This is a genomic window from Mesorhizobium sp. P2_F8 (assembly GCF_056403655.1).
Genome location: NZ_JBFUFB010000012.1, coordinates 83,991 through 104,359, shown reverse-complemented (window position 1 = coordinate 104,359; position 20,369 = coordinate 83,991). Strand labels below are relative to the sequence as shown.

The window sequence follows — 20,369 nt, the reverse complement described above, 5'->3', positions numbered from 1 at the left end:
CCGCACCCGTTAACCTCTTGAGGCAGCCATGGCAACCTTGCCTTCGAGGTCAAACTTTCGATGAAAGTGGGCCGGGAAACCTGGGCCTCCCGGCAACTGCCAAGTCTATTCCGCCGCCACGCCCATGCGCATGCGTTCCATCTCGATCAGTGCGCGGCGGTATTCGACCGGCATGATCTTGCGGAATTTCGGCCGGAAGGTCGTCCAGTCGTCGAGGATTTCGCGACCGCGCACCGAACCGGTGTAGTGCACATGGTTCGAGATCAGCTGGTAGAGCCGCTCCTCGTCATGGCTGGTCATGTCGCCGGACACGTCGACGCGACCCTTGTGGTCAAGGTCGCCGCCATGGTGCAGCAGCCTTTCCATCAGGTCGTCTTCTTCCGGAACCGGTTCCAGCTCGACCATCGCCATGTTGCAGCGCTCGGCGAAATCGCCCGCCTCGTCAAGAACATAGGCGACGCCGCCCGACATGCCGGCGGCGAAGTTGCGGCCGGTCTTGCCGATGACGACGACAATGCCGCCGGTCATGTACTCGCAGCCATGGTCGCCAACGCCTTCGACAACGGCGGCCACGCCTGAATTGCGCACGGCGAAACGCTCGCCGGCGACGCCGGCGAAATAGGCCTCGCCCTCGGTCGCGCCATAGAGCACCGTGTTGCCGACGATGATGGACTCCGCCGCGACGATCTTGGCCTCTTCCGGTGGCCGGATGACGATACGGCCGCCCGACAGGCCTTTGCCGACATAGTCGTTGCCGGCGCCGATGAGATCGAACGAGATACCGCGCGCCAGGAAGGCGCCGAAGGACTGGCCGGCAGTGCCGGTCAGCTTCACCGAGATCGTATCCTCGCGCAGGCCCTTGTGCTTGAAGCGCTTGGCCACTTCGCCCGACAGCATCGCGCCGGTCGAGCGGTCGACATTGCGGATGTCGACCTCGATCTTGACCGGCTGCTTGCTTTCGAGCGCGGGCTTCGCCAGTTCGATCAGCTTGCGGTCGAGCACATCGTCGATCGGGTGCTTCTGCCGCTCGGTCCAATGCACCGCTTCATGCGGCGCGTCCGGCTTGAAGAACATCTTCGAGAAATCGAGCCCGCGCGCTTTCCAGTGGACGATCAGGTCGCGCTTTTCCAGCAGGTCGGCGTCGCCGATGATCTGGTCGATATGGGTGTAGCCCATCTCGGCGAGCAGCGCCCTCACCTCTTCCGCCACGTAGAAGAAGAAGTTGATGACATGCTCGGGTGTGCCCTTGAAGCGCTTGCGCAGCACCGGGTCCTGCGTCGCCACGCCGACCGGACAGGTGTTGAGGTGGCACTTACGCATCATGATGCAGCCGGCCGCGATCAGCGGCGCGGTCGAGAAGCCGAACTCGTCGGCACCGAGCAGCGCGCCGACGATGACGTCGCGGCCGGTGCGCAAGCCGCCATCGACCTGCAGCGCCACGCGTGAGCGCAAACCGTTCAGCACCAGCGTCTGGTGCGTCTCGGCAAGGCCCATTTCCCACGGGCTGCCGGCATGCTTGAGCGACGTCAGCGGCGAGGCACCGGTGCCGCCATCATAGCCCGAGATGGTAATGTGGTCGGCGCGCGCCTTGGCAACGCCTGCCGCAACCGTGCCGACGCCGACTTCCGAGACCAGCTTGACCGACACGTCGGCCGCCGGGTTGACGTTCTTCAGATCGTAGATCAGCTGCGCCAGATCCTCGATCGAATAGATGTCGTGATGCGGCGGCGGCGAGATCAGGCCGACGCCCGGCGTCGAGTGCCGGACCTTGGCGATGGTCGCGTCGACCTTGTGGCCGGGCAACTGGCCGCCCTCGCCCGGCTTGGCACCCTGCGCCACCTTGATCTGCATCATGTCGGAATTGACAAGATATTCGGCCGTCACGCCGAAACGGCCCGAGGCGATCTGCTTGATCGCCGAGCGTTCCGGGTTCTTGCCGCCGCCGGGCAGCGGCAGATAGCGGTCCGCCTCTTCGCCGCCCTCGCCAGTGTTGGACTTGCCGCCAATGGCGTTCATGGCGCGCGCCAGCGTGGTGTGCGCCTCGCGCGAGATCGAGCCGAAGGACATCGCCCCGGTCGAGAACCGCTTGACGATGTCGGCCGCCGACATGACGTCGTCGAGCGCGACCTTCTTGCGGCCGGTTTCTTCGGCCAGCTTGATCCTGAACAGGCCACGAATGGTCTGGGCCCTGGCCGTCTCGCTGTCGATCTGCGCGGAATAGTCCTTGAACGTCTCCCACGAGCCCTGGCGCACGGCGTGCTGCAAGGTGGCGACCGCGTCGGGCGACCACATATGCGCCTCGCCGCGCATGCGGAACATGTATTCGCCGCCGACTTCGAGGCTGTTGCGCAGCACCGGATCGTTGCCGAAGCCGTCATTGTGGCGGCTGAGCGTCTCGGTCGCGATCTCGTCCAGCCCGACGCCTTCGATCAGCGTCGCGGTGCCGGTGAAATACTGCTGCACGAAATCGGTCTTCAGCCCGATGGCGTCGAAAATCTGCGCGCCGCAATAGGACTGGTAGGTCGAGATGCCCATCTTGGACATCACCTTGAGGATGCCCTTGCCGATCGACTTGATGTAGCGCGTGACGACTTCGTAGGCGTCGACCTCCTTCGGCAGTTCGCCGCGCTTGTGCATATCGAGCAGCGTGTCGAAGGCGAGGTAAGGGTTGATCGCCTCGGCGCCATAGCCGGCAAGGCAGCAGAAATGATGCACTTCGCGCGGCTCACCGGATTCGACGACGAGGCCGACCGAGGTGCGCAGCCCCTTGCGGATCAGGTGGTGATGCACCGCGGCCGTCGCCAGCAGCGCCGGGATGGCTATTCGGTCCGGCCCGACCTGGCGGTCGGACAGGATGATGATGTTGTAGCCGCCGGCGACCGCCGCCTCGGCCCGCTCGCACAGGCGGTCGATGGCGCCCTGCATGCCCGCGGCTCCTTCATTCGAGCCGTAGGTGATGTCGATCGTCTTGGTGTCGAAGCGGTCCTCGGTGTGCCCGATGGAGCGGATCTTCTCCAGATCGCCATTGGTCAGGATCGGCTGGCGCACCTCGAGCCGCTTGCGGCGCGAATTGCCGACGAGGTCGAAGATGTTCGGCCGCGGCCCGATGAAGGACACCAGGCTCATCACCAGCTCCTCGCGGATCGGGTCGATCGGCGGGTTGGTGACCTGGGCGAAGTTCTGCTTGAAATAGGTGTAGAGCAGCTTCGACTTGTCCGACATCGCCGAGATCGGCGTATCGGTGCCCATCGATCCCACGGCTTCCTGGCCCGTCGTCGCCATCGGCGACATCAACAGCTTGGTGTCTTCCTGGGAGTAGCCGAACGCCTGCTGGCGATCGAGCAGGCTGACATCCTTGCGCAGCGCGCGCGGTTCGACCGGCTTCAGGTCTTCGAGGATCAGCTGCGTGTTGGCGAGCCAGGTCTTGTAGGGATGCTTGGTCGCGATCTCCGACTTGAGCTCCTCGTCGGAGACGATGCGCCCCTTCTCCAGGTCGATCAGCAGCATGCGGCCGGGCTGCAGCCGCCACTTCTTGACGATCTTCTCTTCCGGCACCGGCAGCACGCCGGCTTCCGAAGCCATGATGACGCGGTCATCGTCGGTGACGATGTAGCGCGCCGGGCGCAATCCGTTGCGGTCGAGCGTGGCGCCGATCTGGCGGCCATCGGTGAAGACCACCGCCGCCGGTCCGTCCCACGGCTCCATCAGCGCGGCATGGTATTCGTAGAAGGCCTTGCGATCGGCATCCATGAGCTTGTTACCGGCCCAGGCTTCCGGGATCAGCATCATCATGGCGTGGCTGAGGCTGTACCCGCCCTGGAACAGGAACTCGAGCGCATTGTCGAAACAGGCAGTGTCGGACTGGCCCTCATAGGAAATCGGCCACAGCTTCGAGATGTTGTTGCCAAACAGTTCGGAATCGACCGACGCTTGGCGCGCCGCCATCCAGTTGTTGTTGCCGCGCACAGTGTTGATCTCGCCATTGTGGGCGACCATGCGGTAAGGATGCGCCAGCTTCCACGACGGGAACGTGTTGGTCGAGAAGCGCTGGTGGACGAGGATCAGCGCGGTCTCGAAGCGTGGATCGGTCAGGTCCTTGTAATAGGCACCGACCTGATAGGCCAGGAACATGCCCTTGTAGACGATGGTGCGCGCCGACAGCGACACGCAGTAGGAGCCGATGTCCTTGTTGTCGTTCTCGGCGTAGATGCGGCCCGATATGACCTTGCGCAGCAGATAGAGCCTGGCCTCGTACTCCTCGTCATCGGGAATGTCTGATGTGCGGCCGATGAAGACCTGCCGATGGAACGGCTCAGACGCGACGATATCAGGCGCCTTCGACAGCGACGAATTGTCTACGGGCACGTCGCGGAAACCGATGAGCGGAAGCCCCTCGGACTGCGCCGATTCGGCGATGATGTCCTCGATATGGGCGCGAAGTGCCGCGTCCTGCGGCATGAACCAGTGTCCGACGCCGTACTGACCTACCGGCGGCAGTTCGATGCCCTGGGCTGCCATCTCCTCGCGGAAGAAACGGTCGGGAAGCTGCACCAGCACGCCGGCGCCATCGCCGACCAACGGATCGGCGCCGACAGCGCCGCGATGCGTCAGGTTTTCGAGCACGGCAAGGCCGTCCTCGACGATCTGATGCGACTTCACGCCCTTCATGTTGACGATGAAGCCGACACCGCAGGCATCATGCTCGTTGCGCGGATCGTATAGGCCCTGGGCGGAAAAGCCGTTGTCGGTTCGGCTTATGTTGGTTCGGGACGCGGTTTTGACGGTTGCCGCTTTCGTCTGCGCGGCCTGGCCGTTCGTCGCAGAGTGCGTCATGTCCGTCATCTCTTGGTCCTCCATTCCCAGCCCTTCGGGCGCTGGTCTGCCCCGGCAAGCGCCTGGCTCACCCTGATCCTTGCGGCACGTCTTGCGAAATCCTTGCCGAACCAGGCGGCTTTCCGCATGGTTCGTATTCGTACAGGCCAGCGTCTGGCTGTCCAACCTGTCGCCCGCAGCAACAGCCGGAGAGGCCCAAATGATACGCCAATCCAGCTCGTTTTGTGCGACAAAATAAGACAGCACTACTGTCCTAAATTTTTATGACAGAAATCCGGGACGCACACAAGACCGATTCACAAAAAACTTGGGCCGCCGGCGACATAAAATTACGTGAAGCGACCGCAAGACGTAAGCTTCGATCACAGCCGCTTTTCGGCTCTGGCTGGCTTTACCGCTTTTCCGACACGTGGCCCTTGCGCGTGAAACCCCAAAGCAGCCAAGGTCGCGCAGTTTTCAACCGAAGCAGGATTCCTGATGTTTTTTGCATCCGACAACTGGGCGGGCGTCCATCCCGACATCTCGGCCAATTTATCCCGGCATGCCGCGGGCATCGCCACCGCTTATGGCGACGGCGAGCTCGACCGCGCCGTCTACCGGCGCTTCAGCGAGATTTTCGAACGGGATGTCGCGGTGTTCTTCGTCGCGACCGGCACGGCGGCCAACGCGCTGTCCATGGCGGCGTGCAATCGCATCGGCGGCGTCGCCTTCTGCCATTCCGAAGCGCACATGAATGTCGATGAATTCGGCGCCGCGGGCTTCTACACCGGTGGAGCGCGCATGTCGCCGGTTCCGGGGCCACTGGGGCGCATCAATCCGCAGGCCCTCGACCGGGCCATCACGCGCTACTCGCAAGACCTCGCCCCCGCCGGCCAGCCGATGGCGGTGACGATCACCCAGGCGACCGAGGTCGGCACCGTCTACACCGTCGACGATGTCAAGGCGATCGCCGAAGTCAGCCGCCGTCACGGCCTGCCTCTGCACATGGACGGAGCGCGGTTCGCCAACGCGATTGCGGCGACGGACATCAGTCCCGCAGAAATGACCTGGAAGAGCGGCGTCGATATCATCTCCTTCGGAGGCACCAAGAACGGCTGCTGGATGGCCGATGCTGTGGTGGTCCTGAACCCCGACGTGGCGCGCGACCTGCGCCTGCTTCGCCAGCGCGCCGGGCAGACCTTTTCCAAGGCGCGCTTCATCTCGGCTCAGTTCGAAGCCTATTTCACCGACGATCTCTGGCTGAGGATGGCGCACCACGCCAATGCCATGGCCGCGCGGCTGGCCGCGACGATCGAGGATGCACCGGCAGGCCGGCTGGCCTGGCTGCCGCAGGCCAATGAAGTGTTCGCGATCCTCGACCGCGCCAAAGCCGAAAAGCTGCAAGCGGCCGGGGCAAAATTCTACGAATGGGGTCTGCCGCAGGGCTTCGACAGCCACCTCGGCGACAATGAAGTGATCTACCGTTTCGTCGCCAGCTTCGCGACCACGACCGAAGAGATCGACCACCTTGGCCACCTGATCGCTTGAGCTTTTCCTATGACCATGTCACCGCTCGGCTCGACTATGCGGCTGATCCGCCCCGCTCCAAACGTGCTCGGCTTTTATGACGGCCGGATAGAGGGCGTTCGCGGCTGGTCGGATCAGCCCAATTGGCTCGATGACGGCGCCTATGCCCTTGGCATTTGCACCTATGCAATTGTCGATGGCTCGGAAGCGCTTGTCTATGACACGCATATTTCGCTTCAGCACGCCCGGATCATCCGGCAAACGCTAGAGGGTATGGGCGTCACCTCGATGCGGGTGGTCCTCAGTCATTAGCATGATGATCATGTCGCCGGCAACGAGGTGTTCCGGGATTGCGAAATCATCGCCAACAACCTCACAGCCTCTGCTCTCGCAGAGAACCGGACCAAACTGGAAAATGAGAACCCGCCGATCAGACCCCTTATCCTTCCGAATCGGACATTCGACGGCAATCTCGACCTCATGGTCGGGTCGATAGCGGTCGACCTTCGGCACGTCGAAATCCACAGTCACGACGGTACCGTGTTGGTCATGCCCAGCGCCGGTCTGCTCTTTGCGGGCGATACGCTTGAAGATCCGATCACTTATGTCGGCGAACCGGAACGGCTGACTAAACATCTGGACGATCTCGAACGCATGGCCGGCTGGACCTTTGACCGCATCCTACCCAATCACGGTTCGTTGCAGATGATCCAATCCGGTGGGTACGGTCGCGAGTTCATTGCCGCTACCCGATCCTATGTCGAAAAGCTGCTTCGCTGCCGACACGAGCCCGATCTGGTGAGGCAAGATTTGAGAGCCTTCGCTGCCGAAGTGTTCGCCTCCGGTGCCGTCGGTTATTTCGCGCCATACGAGGCCGTTCACCGACAAAACGTTGAGGCCGTGGTGGCTTCGGGGACTACCAGCTAAACATAGAAAGGCGGCGCCCTTCGGCGCCGCCTTTGCCTTGGGAGGCTATCGGTTTAGTTGGCGGTCTTTAGTTGGCGGTCTTGGCCTCGATCTGCTTGGCCTTGGCCGGAGCCGAGGTGATCGCGATCTTGCGCGGCTTCAACTCCTCGGGAATGTTGCGCTTGAGGTCGACGAAGAGCAGGCCGTTCTTCAGCGCGGCGCCGACGACTTCAACATGGTCGGCAAGCTGGAAGCGGCGCTCGAAAGCCCTCGAGGCGATGCCGCGATAGAGCAGTTCGGAACCTTCGCCCGTGCCCTCGTCCTTGCGCTCACCTTTTACCGTCAGCACGTTGCGATGGGCTTCGATCGAGATTTCCTCGTCCGAGAAGCCGGCAACAGCCATCGAGATCCTGTAGGAATCCTCGCCGGTGCGCTCGATGTTGTAAGGCGGATAAGTCTGCGCGCCATCGGGCTGCGCAAGCGAATCGAGCATGGTGAAGAGGCGGTCGAAGCCGACGGTCGAGCGATAAAGCGGGGAAAAGTCAACGTGACGCATGAGGTGTTCTCCTGTTGAGCAACATGGTTTGCGTATGGCCGGTGCGAAACCCTTGAGCGGCGTTTCGGCTGGACCAGCGGCCCCGATATTGGCGACCGCATCCGACATTTGGGGAGCGCTCGAAGGCATTTCAAGATTTCTCCTGCCGGCAAAAACCGTGCGGCTGTTCGTTGATGAACGGCAGATGAACCAAAGCTTCGGCGCGCGTTCAGACAGCCGGCGCTAGAGTAGGCCCAAGATCAAGGATTGGCGGCGCGCCGGACGATGAACCGTTCTTGAGACGCCGCAACGAGGCCGACCGGGGTGTAACGTCCCTTCCTCCCGGATCGACAGAGGCCGGAAGCACGCTTTCAAGCGGCTTCCGGCCTTCCCCATTGTGGGTCTCGCGTCACCGGGAATTCCTTTGCTTTTGGCGCATGGGCGTCTATCACCTTAGCGGAGCCAGCCAGCACGGGCGGGCACGAGCACGAAGCGCCGAATGACGGATCTTGTCCCAGACATCCCCCTTCTTCACGAAATCGAGGGCAATCCACGACCGGAAAACGCCAGCGGCGGCTTCTTCACCACCCGCGACCGCAAGAAAATCCGCTACGGCCTGTTCGGCGCGGTCACTCGCCCGTTGAAGGGCACCGTGGTCGTGCTCACCGGCCGCAACGAGTGCATCGAGAAATATTTCGAAACGATCCGCAATCTTGCCGACCGTGGCTTTGGCGTCGCCACCCTCGACTGGCGCGGCCAGGGTGATTCTTCCCGTCTGATCCGCGATCGCCAGCGCGGCTATGTCCGCAGCTTCCGCGACTACACCGCCGACCTTGAGCAGTTCTTCGAGGAGATCGTGCTGCCCGACTGCCGCGGCCCCTACTACATCCTCGCCCATTCAGCCGGTGCGGTGATCACGCTGCTTGCCACGCCGTCGATGGTGAACCGCGTGCGGCGCATGGTGCTGATCGCACCATTCCTGACCGTGCCCGACCTGCCGGTCTCGATATCGACGGTTCGGCGCGTCTGTTCGTTCTTCTGCGCGCTCGGCCTTGGCAGGCTCTATGCCGCCTGGGGTCCACGGCCGAAGATGCCGGCCCCTTTCGAGACCAACAAGCTGACGTCCGACCCGGTGCGCTACCGGCGCAACACGCGGATCTACGAAGAGCACCCGCAGCTGGCGCTCGGCGGCCCGACGATCCGCTGGCTGCAGGCAGCCGCCAAAGCATCCGAGGCTGTCAGCGACCCCGACTTCATGGCTCGCATTCAGGTCCCCATGCTGATAATCGCTGCCGGCGCCGACCAGGTCGTCTCGACCAAGGCAGTGGAAGCCTATGCCAGGCGTCTGCGGCTCGGTTCACTGCTGATGATCGACGGCTCCCGCCACGAAATCCTGCAGGAGGCCGACATGTACCGCGAGCAACTCCTCGCCGCCTTCGATGCCTTCATTCCCGGCAGCGACGACCCTACGGCCTGACAGACGCCGATCCCCGGCTCACGCCTGGCGGGCGAACTCCATGACCCAGTTGGTCTCCCAGCTCGTGCCGCCATCAAGCGAAAAGGCCTGTTCCCAGCGCGCCGAATTCTCCATCATCCGTGACCAAAGGAACCGAACCTGGATCGGCCGTCCGTCGAAGACATCCTCGCACAGGAACGTACCGACACCGTCGATGAACGCGCCGCGCACCGGCACGTCGATGGTCAGCGGGTTGCGGCCATCGATCCACCAGATCGACCATTGCCGTGTCGCCGGATCGAAGGTCCGCACCGTGGCGGCGCGATAGGCGCCGTTCGGCAGCTCGATAACATTGTCGTCGACATTGCCGAGACCGCCGAGCAGCGGGCGTACCTCGCATGTGCCGCCGAATTCGTCCCAGTTGGTGTCGCTGGCCAGGCGCTTTTGCAGCCTTCGATGGCTGACATTCCAGCAGCCGAAGAAGAAGTCGAAATCGCTGTGGCCGTCCGCCGAAATGTCATTGGCGTGGCTGGCTGTTGATTGTGTCGGCATGTCTGGTCCTCCTCTGGAATAGCCCTTCCATAGTCCGTGCCAACTGACACCCTGTTGTCAGTAGGGATGGGCCGGCGGCGCCCAAGGGACGCAAGGTGCTAAAGATTCTGACAGCCCGCGCCGTCCCGGAGTGCTCATCTGCTCGCGTCGAACTGAACGCCAAGGAGATGAGATCATGACCGAGAAAACCTGCGCCGCCTGCGATTGCCAGCTGGACGCCAACCCGATCCGCGTCAAGGTCGGCGGCAAGACCGTCGAAGTCTGCTGCGAGGAATGCGCGCAAGCGCTGAACGAAGCCGGCGCCTCGGTAGCCGGCACCAGGGAGGACTGAGTGATGCGCCCTGATCATACGGCGACGCAATGCCTGGCCGGCACGGTGCCGACGCAGGCGCCGACAATCCGCACCATGACCATTCGCCAGACTTTGTACGCACAATTCATCGCGACGGCTGGCTGGATCAGCAGTCAGATGGAGAGGCGCCGAAGCCGCCGCGCTTTGCTCGAGATGACCGACGACCAACTCAAGGACATCGGTCTGTCGCGCGGCGAAGCCTACTCAGAATTCACGCGCCGGCTGTGGGATTGATGCATACCGCCGAAAAGTGGTCCCCGTTTTGGGGCGACGACATGCGTGAAACAAAAACTCAAAGCGCGTCGCGTGAATCCATTTTGATGCGACGCGCTTTGAGAAGCAGCCTGCCTGGAAGTCTCCTGACAGGAATGGGCGGGCCGATTGCGTAGAGTGCCGATGCAGGACCCATGGCCCGGCACAGGAAAACAACGCAATGGCCATATCGCAATTCACGGTCCAGCCGCTTCTCGACACCGGCACTGTCAGGGTGCGCGACGTCGCCTGCAGCGGGCAATGCCGGCACAGGAGCGAGGAAGAGTGCACGTCGGCGACGCATCTGGTGTTTCCCTATCGCGGCGTCTTCGTGCGCCATGTCGGCCGCAATGACGCCGTCGCCGAAGCCAATCAGCTGCTGTTCTTCAACGAGGCGGAAGCCTATCGGATCAGCCACCCCGTCGACGGTGGCGACGCCTGCCTCGATCTCGTCGTCGAGGAGGCTCAGCTGCTGGAGCTGGTGCCGAAGGAGCAATTGCGCAGCGGCACGACCCCGGCGTTCCGTCGCCAACGCCGGCGCATCGACCCACGGGCGCAGGCTTTGGCGGCTTTGCTGCGCCACAGCTTGAGCCGCAACATAGCCGAAACGCTCGAGGCCGAAACCCTGGCGCTGACGCTGGTGCGGCGCTCTCTCGGCGAGCGGACCTCGCATGTCGCCGGCGCCAGCCCGGGCCGACAGAAACTGGTCGACCGTGCCAAGCTCGTTTTGTCCTCGGATCTGTCGCGACGCTGGACGCTGGCCGAAATTGCCGCCGAGGTCGGCGTCTCACCAGTCTACCTGACGCAGATGTTCCAGCAGGTCGAGGCCATGCCGCTCTACCGTTATCATTTGCGCCTGCGGCTGGCATGCGCGCTCGACCTGCTTGGCCGCTACGACAATCTGACGACGCTGGGCATGGACCTTGGCTTCTCCAGCCACAGCCATTTCAGCTCCGCGTTCAGGCAGGTTTACGGCCGCACCCCAGCGGAGTTCCAGCGCTCGATCAAGCCGCGCTGAAGCAGTTCAGGAAAAGTCAGCCTCGGAGCGCAGCCATCGCCGCCGCATGCAGCTCCGGCGTCGCCGCTGCCACGACATCGCCGCCCTTCTCCGCCGGCCCGCCATCGAATGTGGTGACCACGCCGCCGGCCTTTTCGATGATCGGGATCAGCGCTACGATGTCGTACGGCTTCAATCCGGGATCGGCGACGATGTCGACGCTTCCCGATGCAATCATGGCGAAGGCATAGCAATCGGTGCCGTAGCGGGCGAGCTGCACCTGCTTTTCGAACTGGTCGTAGCGCTCGCGCGCCTTGCCCTTGAACAGTGCCGGCGTGGTGGTGAACAGCGTCGCGTCGGCGAGCTTCGTCGTCTTGCGGGTTGTCAGCTTGCGCGGGCCACCCGGCCCCTCATAGTGGGAGCCCGAGGCGTTGGCGTAGTAGAGCTCGCCGGTGAAAGGTTGCGACATCATGCCGGCGACCGCATCGCCGTCGACCGTCAGCCCGACCAGCGTCCCCCACACCGGCAGGCCGGAGATGAAGGCACGTGTGCCGTCGATGGGGTCGATCACCCAGACATGCTTGCTCGAAATGTTTTCGCTGCCGTGCTCCTCGCCAAGGATGCCATGGTCGGGATACTCAGCCGATATCAGCGCCCGGATGGCGCGCTCGGCCTCGCGATCGGCTTCGGTAACCGGGTCGAAACTGCCTTTTTCCTTATTGGCGACGGCGCCCTGGCTGCGGAAGCGCGGCAAGGTTTCCGCCGCGGCCGCCCGCGCGATGCGGCGCATGAAATCGATGCTGATATCCAACTGATTCTCCCGCATTGCAGCATGCCCGAGCCGTGCTCTGCCGCCAATTTCCTGCTTAAACAAGGGTGTTCGACGATTTTCCCGCTGCGGCACCTGTTGCCCGGATGTCACACAAGCGTCACCGAAAAGCAATTTCCACTTCAGAGTGAATTAAAAAAGCCTGAAGGTCGCTTGACATTTGTGCAGCGCACAATACCCTCAGCCTCGGACAGGTTTTCCTGTCCATGCCCTCCTTGGGCGTTTCCTCCCTAGACTTCGACCGTATCGTGCAAACGATGCGGTCTTTTTTTACGCCGGAGCACCCCGGACCAAGGTTTCACTCCGCCGCCAGCGGCAGGTCGATGAAATGATGGTCCGGCATTGCCATCAGATCCGCCGAAAATCGCGACAGATCGTCGGCGAGCGCGTCGAAGCCGGCGGCCTTCTCGAATGTCCGCTCGTTCATGTAGAGCCCGCGATTGACCTCGATCTGCAGGGCGTGGAGATGGCGCGCCGGGCGGCCATAGTGCTCGGTGATGAAGCCGCCGGCATAGGGCTTGTTGTGGGCGACGGCGTATCCCATGGCGGTGAGCAGGCCGATCGCGGTCTCGGTCAACGCCGCGGTGGCGGAGATGCCGAAACGGTCACCGATGATGAAGTCAGGCCGCAAGCCGTTGTCGCCGACGCGGATGCTCGCCGGCATCGAATGACAGTCTATCAACACGGCAAAGCCGAAACGCGCATGGGTCCTGGTCAAAAGCCGTTTCAGCGTCTCGTGATAGGGCTTGTAGACGGCCTCGATGCGGGCGACCGCTTCGGACAGCGGCAAGCGGCCGGAATAGATATCGAGCCCCTCGCCGACCAGCTTGGGCACCGTGCCAAGCCCGCCGGCCACCCGCGCCGAGCGGATGTTGCAGAACGATGGCACCGGCTCGGCGAACATGCGCGGATCGAGTTCCCACGGCTCGCGGTTGACGTCGAGATAGGCGCGCGGGAAATTCGCCGCCAGCATCGGCGCCCCCAGCGCCACGGCGCCGCCGAACAGTTCGTCGACATAGCAGTCTTCCGAACGGCGGATGGCGTTGCGGTCCAGCCTTGCCATGGCAAGGAAGCGCTCCGGATAGTAGCGGCCGCTGTGCGGTGAGTTGAAAAGGAAGGGGACGCGCTGCTCGGCGCCCGAACGGATTTCGAAGGGTGGAAAGACCGAAAAATCCTCGGCTGCCGTCTTCAATTTGTGCGAACCCGCAAACACCAGTGCATCATCATGTGAAGGTGCCACCTTGCTGGCCGCGTGTCCAGCATTTCAGCGGCAGCACAGGCCGGGCAAATATGGTCCATCCCGGTTCTCGTTCACTTGATGTTTACCCTCACCTCCTCATATACAGGATGGTTAACGGGCTTGCCCAACGGCAATCTCGAGCGGGTGATTCGGACGGGATATCATGGCACGCATTCTTCTGGCGGAAGACGACGACGATATGCGTCGATTCCTCGTCAAGGCGCTGGAGCGCGCCGGCTACCAGGTCAGCGATTTCGACAATGGCGCGAGCGCCTATGAGCGGCTGCGCGAGGAACCGTTCTCGCTGCTTCTGACCGACATCGTCATGCCGGAGATGGACGGCATCGAACTGGCGCGCCGCGCCACCGAGATCGATCCCGACCTCAAGGTCATGTTCATCACCGGTTTTGCCGCCGTTGCGCTGAACCCGGATTCGAAGGCGCCTAAGGACGCCAAGGTGCTGTCGAAGCCGTTCCACCTGCGCGACCTCGTCAACGAGGTCGAAAAGATGCTGCAGGCGGCCTGAGCCGCTTTCCGAGCCAATGCATGTCGCCCAAAAGTGGCCCCGGTTTTGGGAGAACGACATGCATGAAAACAAAGACCTGAAGCGCGGCGCTTGATTCCGTTCAAACGCGACGCGCTTTAGGCGTAAGCACCCTTGTCGCCACTGCGGCGAGACGACGCCTTCTTTCCTTTTTCCTGCTATTGACGCGCTGGATCAAAAATGGTGTATGCGCGGCTTCGGATGGGCGTGTAGCTCAGCGGGAGAGCACTGCATTGACATTGCAGGGGTCACAGGTTCAATCCCTGTCACGCCCACCATCCTCTTGAAAATCAATGGGTTACGCTGAGGTTTTGCTGGTGAGACATCCAGGGGATGCACCAGAATGCGGAATCCGACCTACCTCGAACTTTCTCGAAACCGGATTTTCTATTTTCGCTGGCCGCTGACAAAGCGTTGTGCTGGCAGCAATGGAAAGCCCGCGAGCCTCAAAATCTCGCTTCGTACGCGGGTCGACTCGGAAGCCTTGTGCCTAGCTCGGCACCTAAGCTATGTCGGCCAAGTCCTTATGAAACGGTGGTCTGCATCCAGCATGCGCTACGATGAAATACGTGCCGCGCTTAGAACGCACTTTCAAGACGCGCTGGAACGCCGCAAAAACGAGATAGCTGCGCAAGGCCGACTGACACCTGAGACCTTGGCGGCCCTACAAAACGGGGTAGCGTTTGCCGACGATGCGATATTGACTGGCGGCGATATCTTTCCGCATGAGACCGACGAAGCATTAGCTATCCGCTTTGCCGAGTCGTACGAGCTTCCGCTAGCTCCAGGTTCTAACGCCTTCGCGACATTCAAGAGCGAGATGAAGAGGGCATACAAGGCGTACTGCGCTGCGGTGCTAGCTCACGATCAGTCCTTTGACAGTTTCGATTTCGACGAAGCCGCCCTCCCCTCAGGGACGACATTCGCAAAACCAGTGTCCAGTTCGAAAGGTACCCTCAGCGAAATAGCCATCAAATTCATGGCTGAGGAGAAGAAGGCGGGGCGCTGGGTCAAGCGGTCAGAGGATCAGAAACGGCAGCATATCGAAATTTTGAAAGAGATTCTGGGGCATGAGATCGAGATTACCCAAATCGCATCTTCAGACGCGCAACGCGTGAAAGAGATCCTTCTAAATTATCCTCGAAACAGGAACAAAATCGAAGCCACTCGCAACCTGTCTATCGATGAAATATCGAATCTGCGGGGTCACAAGACGCTCACCGTACGCACCATCAACACCTATCTCCAGACCTACGCCGGTCTTTTCTCTTGGGCAAAGAGAAACAGATACGTCGCAGAAAATTTGTTCGACGGAGCCTCAGTCAGAGAAAACAAGAAGAATGACGAAGAGTCTCACAGAGGGGCGTTTTCTCAAACTCAGATCGGTCTGATGCTGGGCGAACTACTCAACAACGAACGAGGTTTGCTGAACAAGGAATATCAAAAGTGGGGACCATTGATCGGCCTTTATACGGGCGCCAGATTGAATGAGATCTGCCAATTGGAAGTCGCGGACGTCAAATTAACCAACGATATCTGGTGTTTCGACTTTAACGACGAAGGAGAGGGAAAGAGCCTAAAGAACTCAGCCTCTCGAAGAGTGGTACCGATTCACGACAGACTTTTGGAATTAGGCATTCTCGAATATCATCAGAAGCTCAAGTCGCGAGGTCAGGTACGCTTTTTCTCTGAATTTTCGTTCACATCGAAGGAGGGCTACGGGAGAGCGCTTGGACGCTGGTTCAATAATCGATTTCTCGTTCAGCTTGGCATCAAGTCGAAAGACTTAGTGTTTCACAGCTTTAGGCACGGCATGGTTACGACACTGATGAGAGCAGGTGTCGAGGAAAACCTCGTTAAAGCTATCGTGGGCCACAAACGGCAAGGCGTGACGCAAGAGCATTATTTCAAGCAGGGATACACGATCGCACAGATGCAAGCTGCACTACGCAGTTTCTAGCTGTCGACTATCTTTCTTACGAGAGCTGGAACGTCCAGATCGATGATCGCGGCTATGTCGAGAAGCTCAACTAGGTCGACTCGACGTTGTCCGCTTTCGATGTTCGCAATGAAGGGCTGATGCCGACCCATCGCTTTCGCAACTTGGGTTTGGGACAAGCCTTTTAGACGCCTCTGATCCGCCAACGCTTTGGCGATCATCACATGACGTTCTGAGTGCAGGGACTTTGGCATTGGCCCGTTGACGAAAGGTCTGACGGGCGGGTAATCCGAAATTCAGATTATCCAAAAATTGGATATATAGGCACACGCTCTGGGACTTAGCAGAGCACACAGGGGGCTAACATGGAAACTTTGCTAGTGCTGATCGTGCTTGGAGCGGCGGTATTCTATTTCCTCAAAGGCATTGTTCAGCGAGGCGCAGAGACTGTAAGAGCATCGATATTCCTGACCGGCTTAGAGTCTGGCGGTACGGTAGCTGATGCCAACATGGTGGCAAGCATGGATGCAGAGCACATGCCAGCCTCCATGATCCATGACGCGATGGACCACGTACGGCTCATGTACGGAGGCAAGCAGTTGCCCATGATTGAAGAGGCATATCGCAAGGGTATGAAGCCTAAGCTCGCCCTCTGGAATCAAGTCCTGATAAACATCTTTCATTCCTCTGTCCCGGAACGCAGCAGCGGGAAGCAAAAGGCTGACAGCACGGACACTCCAGGACACCGCAATGATCTTTACCAAGAGGTTGTGGAAGCTAACAAAACGCGAAACCAGCGGATGGGTTTCGACAAATATCTCAGCGCCGTTGTAGCAGAGGCCAAGCGCTTAGACGGCAAAGCTGCCACCGACTTGCATTGGATCGAATTGACTGACGACGAAGGTACAAAGCGCGCTTATGCTGATGGAATAGACCCTGAGAGGCTCGCAACGGAAATTTTGAAGTTTGGGCCACCGCCACCTTGGCGTGTTGGCTAGTTTCCGCCAGAGAGGTCCGCAGGATTCGTTCGGTGCTCTGGCGCAGGATTGACAGGCGGAAGTTCCCTGTCGCCTCTCAGCCGCCTTCCCTGACCGATTTGAGACCCATTGCTAATGCCCCCACGCCAGCAGCGCCGCTTCGGCTTGATCGGGCGCTGACTTGATGCGCAAGACCGTCTGCCGTGTTAGGTCTGATGCCTTGGCAATGGCAGATGCTCCAGCGCCACCAGCGAGCATATCCAGCACCAGTTGATACTGGCTTCGGTCATAGGTTGGCTTGCGGCCACGGTACTTCGTATCCTTCGCCCTGGCGTGAGCTATACCCGCGCGCTGCGCTTCTTTCGTTGCCTCCGCTTGTGCCTGAGCAGTTGCCGCCATGAACGCAATGAGCGCATCCCGTACTGCTTGCTGAATGGGGTCCGTAGTAGCGCCATCGAATGTCATGTTGTTAATCACGGTTCGAATGGTAACGCCCTTGCGCATGAACTCCCTGATCGCATCGCAGACATCTTGGTAGTTTCGGCCGAGCCGATCCACCCATCGCACCACAAGCGTGTCACCCTTGCGTAGCATATCGTAGAGGCGCCGACCTTCCGCGCGCTCTCTAAGTAGGGTGTTCAAGCCGGAACTACCGTGGTCGGCAATCACAGTGTCAATCTCGAAGCCAGCGTTCCTGGCCTGCGTCTCTTGATGCCCAATGGTTTGATCAGCTGTGGAAACTCTGGCGTAGAGGATAACGGACATCATAGGCTCCCATATGTACGTTAGGGTTATGTCCGTATATATTACTGTCCGTTGATCGATGTCAACCCTTACGTACACCTCGATGTAAGCCGGATCGTATGCCCGCTAGGGTATAGCCTAACGGACGCAATCCCTATAGAAACCTTACAAGATCGGCTGAGTTGCCGGCCACTAGGGTTACCAAGGCCGCCATTTAATATAGCATTATAGCCGATGCTATATTCCTTGTATATTATAAGTGAGTGCCTGATAGGCAGAGCCAGATGCATACCATGGCGGAACGTTAGCGATCCATAGATTATAGTAATAGATTACATTGTCTTATAGTATGTCATACATATTAGTGTATCTATTATCTAACATAGAGGCCTATCTAGTTCTCTATCATAGCAGCGTATCTTATGGTTTATGGTGTACATATATCTATATATATATTAGATACAATCCGCAGCACACATATTCAGTATATAGTATCAGTATCTGGATATATATCCATATTGTCATTGTATTAGTATCTTGGTATTCAACTAGTATCTATCTGGTTCTTGATATATGTATTATATTCCCATCTTCGATGGATAAGGCTCAAACTGATACCATTTAATCTGTACATAGCTTCATGCCACGTACATCATAGTCCAATCATCATAGCTATTCATCATAGCCGTATTTAGAATATGCGGCTATATATTCCACATAGGGAGCAATTAGCTTGCCGTTCATAACCCCCATCATACCCGTAAGATCGCAGCTGAGTTAGGACTTAAGCCATCAGTGGAGGGCTACCCAAGGCCCATACCCGTACTAACCCAATCCGTAGCTGGGAAAGCGAATGAGATTTCCAAGCAAAGCGCAACTGGGTAAACAAATCCGGGCAACCCGATGGGGGAAATTGTCTCTATGACTGTGATGAATACCCCCGCGAAAAATTTCGTTGTTCTGGGCATTTGTGTGACTCACTCCACCTCGGCTAGCGTCTCCCAGACACTGCATCTTTGTCGATCCCGTGTCTTTCCGAACCTTGTCCGCAAAGCGTGTCGAGCATATCGCTTCTGAAGAATACGATCCTGGATGCAGGATTGAGTGCGGCATGAAGGCCCCATGCATGTAGTAATCCGGAAAGCGGTTAGATATCATCACGGAAAATTCCGTCGCTAGCTATCTTATGATTATGCTATTTACCGTCGAGTCGTATCGATGAGGCAAACTGTGGATATTAGGGAACTCAATGATGAGGATGCTGATGTTATTCTCGCCTATGACGAGACGCATTTTAGAGATTTGAAGAGTAGAGACATAGCGCCTGCTAAGCTAAGTCAATCCATATCAGCGTTTGCAAATACAGCCGGTGGCGAGATATTCGTAGGCATAGCTGAAAGCGAAGATGATAGCGGAGTTAAGCAGCGAAATTGGGTCGGGTTCGATGATTCCGAGGCGGCCAACGGACTAATCCAAGCTATAGAAAGCCTCTCCCCGTTAGGCAATTTCTACAACGCTCAGTTCTTGAAGTGTCCTGGCCGTCCAGGTCTGGTGCTTCATCTGATATTTCATAAGACCAAAGACGTTCTGAACGCTACAAACGGCACGGCATATGTGCGTAGAGGAGCGCAGAAGCTCCCAATCGTCGGGGAGTTAGCGCTCCAGCGCCTCAAGCTTGACAAAGGAATAACGACTTTCGAGGACGAGACTCTTCCAATAAGCAAGGATGTCATCACAAATTCGGTAACGACGATCGAGTTCATGATTAACACCGTGCCGACAGGAGAACCCGATGTTTGGTTGAAATCGCAGTTTCTGCTGAACGATAATAAGCCGACAGTAGCTGGGATTTTGCTTTTCGCCGATGAACCACAAGCGGCGCTTCCTAAACGAGCTGCTGTTAAGGTCTTCAGATATACCACCGCCGAGGAAGGAGTTGACCGCGAAACACTCGCCTTCGACCCTTTGACGATTGAGGGTCCGATCTACGACCTGATTACCAAGGCCGTCTCCACGACCAAAGACATAGTGGAGGGCATAAAGAGGCTTGGCGAGGATGGGCTGGAGGACATCATCTACCCCGATGAGACGCTGCATGAGATAATCACCAATGCCGTTCTGCACCGTGACTACAGTCACCCTACGGATACGCAGATACGTATTTACGATGATCGCATTGAAGTGGAGAGTCCGGGGAGGCTTCCAGGACACATAACATCAGAAAACATACTTGATGAGCAATTTGCTCGAAACCCAAAGCTCGTACGACTTATAAATAAGTTCCCCAATCCCCCGAACAAAGACGTTGGGGAGGGCCTCAACACCGCCTTTGCAGCCATGCGACGGATAAGGCTGAAGGACCCAGAAATTACGGAAGCTAGCAACTCGGTGATTGTGTTTATCCGACACCAACGGCTTTCGTCACCAGCTCAGATCGTAATGGAGTACCTCGAAGCTAACGAGACGATAACTAACCAAGTCGGTCGCAGCATCACGGGTATCAGGCGCGACGTTCAGATGAAGGATATTTTCGTCGCGTTGAGAAGGAGAAACCTGATCGAGCAGGTACCGGGAAAGCGTGGAAAGGCGAGCGCGTGGCGGAAGGTTGCGGCACCTGATAAGGATTGGACGCACGGCGCCCGGGACTAAGTCTAAGTTAGGCTGAAGGTGGGCGCTGTGTCCCGCTCCAGCTAGAGACAAAACTAAA

18 protein-coding genes and 1 tRNA gene are annotated in these 20,369 nt (G+C 59.1%); 12 read left to right on the top strand and 7 right to left on the bottom strand.

The genetic code is table 11. From position 1 onward, the window contains the following. Nucleotides 1-105: 105 nt before the first annotated feature. Nucleotides 106-4,842 (bottom strand): glutamate synthase large subunit, encoded by a 4,737-nt coding sequence (gene gltB / locus AC1DZP_RS26805; RefSeq protein WP_477306569.1) that lies wholly within the window; start codon nt 4,840-4,842, stop codon nt 106-108. Nucleotides 4,843-5,310: 468 nt separating this feature from the next. Here gltB and AC1DZP_RS26800 point away from each other — a divergent pair, with 468 nt between their 5' ends. Genes AC1DZP_RS26800 through AC1DZP_RS26790 form a run of 3 tightly spaced genes read left to right on the top strand, consistent with a single transcriptional unit; the run spans nt 5,311 to nt 7,266 of the window. Then, nucleotides 5,311-6,360, top strand: a complete 1,050-nt coding sequence (locus tag AC1DZP_RS26800; protein ID WP_095084577.1) for a threonine aldolase family protein — start codon at nt 5,311-5,313, stop codon at nt 6,358-6,360. A 9-nt stretch (nt 6,361-6,369) separates the two neighbouring features. Then, nucleotides 6,370-6,651 (top strand): hypothetical protein, encoded by a 282-nt coding sequence (locus AC1DZP_RS26795; RefSeq protein ID WP_477306567.1) that lies wholly within the window; start codon nt 6,370-6,372, stop codon nt 6,649-6,651. A 27-nt stretch (nt 6,652-6,678) separates the two neighbouring features. Further along, entirely contained in the window at nt 6,679-7,266 is a 588-nt protein-coding gene (locus AC1DZP_RS26790; protein WP_477306565.1) for an MBL fold metallo-hydrolase, read from the top strand. Between the two features lie 67 nt (nt 7,267-7,333). Here AC1DZP_RS26790 and AC1DZP_RS26785 read toward each other — a convergent pair whose 3' ends face one another. Next, nucleotides 7,334-7,801: an Hsp20 family protein gene (locus AC1DZP_RS26785; protein WP_023759726.1), complete on the bottom strand. Its 468-nt coding sequence runs from the start codon at nt 7,799-7,801 to the stop codon at nt 7,334-7,336. Nucleotides 7,802-8,279: 478 nt separating this feature from the next. Here AC1DZP_RS26785 and AC1DZP_RS26780 point away from each other — a divergent pair, with 478 nt between their 5' ends. Then, nucleotides 8,280-9,257 (top strand): alpha/beta fold hydrolase, encoded by a 978-nt coding sequence (locus tag AC1DZP_RS26780; RefSeq protein WP_477306563.1) that lies wholly within the window; start codon nt 8,280-8,282, stop codon nt 9,255-9,257. Between the two features lie 18 nt (nt 9,258-9,275). Here AC1DZP_RS26780 and AC1DZP_RS26775 read toward each other — a convergent pair whose 3' ends face one another. Continuing rightward, nucleotides 9,276-9,788 carry a DUF1579 domain-containing protein gene (locus tag AC1DZP_RS26775; protein ID WP_477306561.1) on the bottom strand — a complete coding sequence of 171 codons (513 nt, stop codon included), beginning with the start codon at nt 9,786-9,788 and terminating at the stop codon, nt 9,276-9,278. 175 nt (nt 9,789-9,963) lie between these two features. Between AC1DZP_RS26775 and AC1DZP_RS26770 the strand changes: the two genes are divergently transcribed. From AC1DZP_RS26770 to AC1DZP_RS26760, 3 genes are all read left to right on the top strand, one after another. Then, nucleotides 9,964-10,119, top strand: coding sequence for a hypothetical protein (locus AC1DZP_RS26770; RefSeq protein WP_477306559.1), 156 nt, complete (start codon nt 9,964-9,966; stop codon nt 10,117-10,119). A gap of 3 nt (nt 10,120-10,122) precedes the next feature. Next, nucleotides 10,123-10,374, top strand: coding sequence for a DUF1127 domain-containing protein (locus AC1DZP_RS26765; RefSeq protein WP_457154181.1), 252 nt, complete (start codon nt 10,123-10,125; stop codon nt 10,372-10,374). A 205-nt stretch (nt 10,375-10,579) separates the two neighbouring features. Then, nucleotides 10,580-11,410 carry a helix-turn-helix transcriptional regulator gene (locus tag AC1DZP_RS26760; RefSeq protein ID WP_477306742.1) on the top strand — a complete coding sequence of 277 codons (831 nt, stop codon included), beginning with the start codon at nt 10,580-10,582 and terminating at the stop codon, nt 11,408-11,410. Nucleotides 11,411-11,426: 16 nt separating this feature from the next. Here the strand turns inward: AC1DZP_RS26760 and hisN are convergent, their stop codons facing one another. Both hisN and AC1DZP_RS26750 read right to left on the bottom strand, forming a co-directional pair. Next, entirely contained in the window at nt 11,427-12,200 is a 774-nt protein-coding gene (hisN, locus tag AC1DZP_RS26755) for a histidinol-phosphatase (protein ID WP_477306556.1), read from the bottom strand. 316 nt (nt 12,201-12,516) lie between these two features. Beyond that, nucleotides 12,517-13,458, bottom strand: a complete 942-nt coding sequence (locus tag AC1DZP_RS26750; protein WP_477306554.1) for an N-formylglutamate amidohydrolase — start codon at nt 13,456-13,458, stop codon at nt 12,517-12,519. A gap of 163 nt (nt 13,459-13,621) precedes the next feature. On the opposite strand from AC1DZP_RS26750, the gene cpdR reads away from it, so the two are divergent. The 3 genes from cpdR to AC1DZP_RS26735 all read left to right on the top strand — a co-directional run bounded on the left by cpdR (nt 13,622) and on the right by AC1DZP_RS26735 (nt 15,962). Continuing rightward, nucleotides 13,622-13,984, top strand: coding sequence for a cell cycle two-component system response regulator CpdR (gene cpdR, locus AC1DZP_RS26745; RefSeq protein WP_006199474.1), 363 nt, complete (start codon nt 13,622-13,624; stop codon nt 13,982-13,984). Nucleotides 13,985-14,205: 221 nt separating this feature from the next. Beyond that, nucleotides 14,206-14,280, top strand: a tRNA-Val gene (locus AC1DZP_RS26740). 65 nt (nt 14,281-14,345) lie between these two features. Then, entirely contained in the window at nt 14,346-15,962 is a 1,617-nt protein-coding gene (locus tag AC1DZP_RS26735) for a tyrosine-type recombinase/integrase (protein WP_477306553.1), read from the top strand. On the opposite strand, the gene AC1DZP_RS26730 is transcribed toward AC1DZP_RS26735, so the two are convergent. Next, a complete protein-coding gene (locus AC1DZP_RS26730; RefSeq protein WP_477306551.1) occupies nt 15,959-16,162 on the bottom strand; it encodes a helix-turn-helix domain-containing protein in 204 nt (67 codons plus the stop codon). The genes AC1DZP_RS26735 and AC1DZP_RS26730 overlap by 4 nt on opposite strands. Before the next feature lie 144 nt (nt 16,163-16,306). Between AC1DZP_RS26730 and AC1DZP_RS26725 the strand changes: the two genes are divergently transcribed. Then, nucleotides 16,307-16,939: a hypothetical protein gene (locus AC1DZP_RS26725; protein ID WP_477306549.1), complete on the top strand. Its 633-nt coding sequence runs from the start codon at nt 16,307-16,309 to the stop codon at nt 16,937-16,939. Nucleotides 16,940-17,050: 111 nt separating this feature from the next. Here AC1DZP_RS26725 and AC1DZP_RS26720 read toward each other — a convergent pair whose 3' ends face one another. Then, entirely contained in the window at nt 17,051-17,683 is a 633-nt protein-coding gene (locus tag AC1DZP_RS26720) for a recombinase family protein (protein ID WP_477306547.1), read from the bottom strand. A 1,197-nt stretch (nt 17,684-18,880) separates the two neighbouring features. Here AC1DZP_RS26720 and AC1DZP_RS26715 point away from each other — a divergent pair. Continuing rightward, a complete protein-coding gene (locus AC1DZP_RS26715; RefSeq protein ID WP_477306545.1) occupies nt 18,881-20,311 on the top strand; it encodes an ATP-binding protein in 1,431 nt (476 codons plus the stop codon). The last annotated feature ends 58 nt before the right edge of the window (nt 20,312-20,369 follow it).

What these genes read in the sequence shown, in the direction of transcription:
- gltB (WP_477306569.1), bottom strand. Translation starts at nt 4,842, where the DNA reads ATGACGGACATGACGCACTCTGCGACGAACGGCCAGGCCGCGCAGACG.
- AC1DZP_RS26800 (WP_095084577.1), top strand. Translation starts at nt 5,311, where the DNA reads ATGTTTTTTGCATCCGACAACTGGGCGGGCGTCCATCCCGACATCTCG.
- AC1DZP_RS26795 (WP_477306567.1), top strand. Translation starts at nt 6,370, where the DNA reads ATGACCATGTCACCGCTCGGCTCGACTATGCGGCTGATCCGCCCCGCT.
- AC1DZP_RS26785 (WP_023759726.1), bottom strand. Translation starts at nt 7,801, where the DNA reads ATGCGTCACGTTGACTTTTCCCCGCTTTATCGCTCGACCGTCGGCTTC.
- AC1DZP_RS26780 (WP_477306563.1), top strand. Translation starts at nt 8,280, where the DNA reads ATGACGGATCTTGTCCCAGACATCCCCCTTCTTCACGAAATCGAGGGC.
- AC1DZP_RS26775 (WP_477306561.1), bottom strand. Translation starts at nt 9,788, where the DNA reads ATGCCGACACAATCAACAGCCAGCCACGCCAATGACATTTCGGCGGAC.
- AC1DZP_RS26770 (WP_477306559.1), top strand. Translation starts at nt 9,964, where the DNA reads ATGACCGAGAAAACCTGCGCCGCCTGCGATTGCCAGCTGGACGCCAAC.
- AC1DZP_RS26765 (WP_457154181.1), top strand. Translation starts at nt 10,123, where the DNA reads ATGCGCCCTGATCATACGGCGACGCAATGCCTGGCCGGCACGGTGCCG.
- cpdR (WP_006199474.1), top strand. Translation starts at nt 13,622, where the DNA reads ATGGCACGCATTCTTCTGGCGGAAGACGACGACGATATGCGTCGATTC.
- AC1DZP_RS26735 (WP_477306553.1), top strand. Translation starts at nt 14,346, where the DNA reads ATGCGGAATCCGACCTACCTCGAACTTTCTCGAAACCGGATTTTCTAT.
- AC1DZP_RS26730 (WP_477306551.1), bottom strand. Translation starts at nt 16,162, where the DNA reads ATGATCGCCAAAGCGTTGGCGGATCAGAGGCGTCTAAAAGGCTTGTCC.
- AC1DZP_RS26725 (WP_477306549.1), top strand. Translation starts at nt 16,307, where the DNA reads ATGGAAACTTTGCTAGTGCTGATCGTGCTTGGAGCGGCGGTATTCTAT.
- AC1DZP_RS26720 (WP_477306547.1), bottom strand. Translation starts at nt 17,683, where the DNA reads ATGTCCGTTATCCTCTACGCCAGAGTTTCCACAGCTGATCAAACCATT.
- AC1DZP_RS26715 (WP_477306545.1), top strand. Translation starts at nt 18,881, where the DNA reads ATGAGGCAAACTGTGGATATTAGGGAACTCAATGATGAGGATGCTGAT.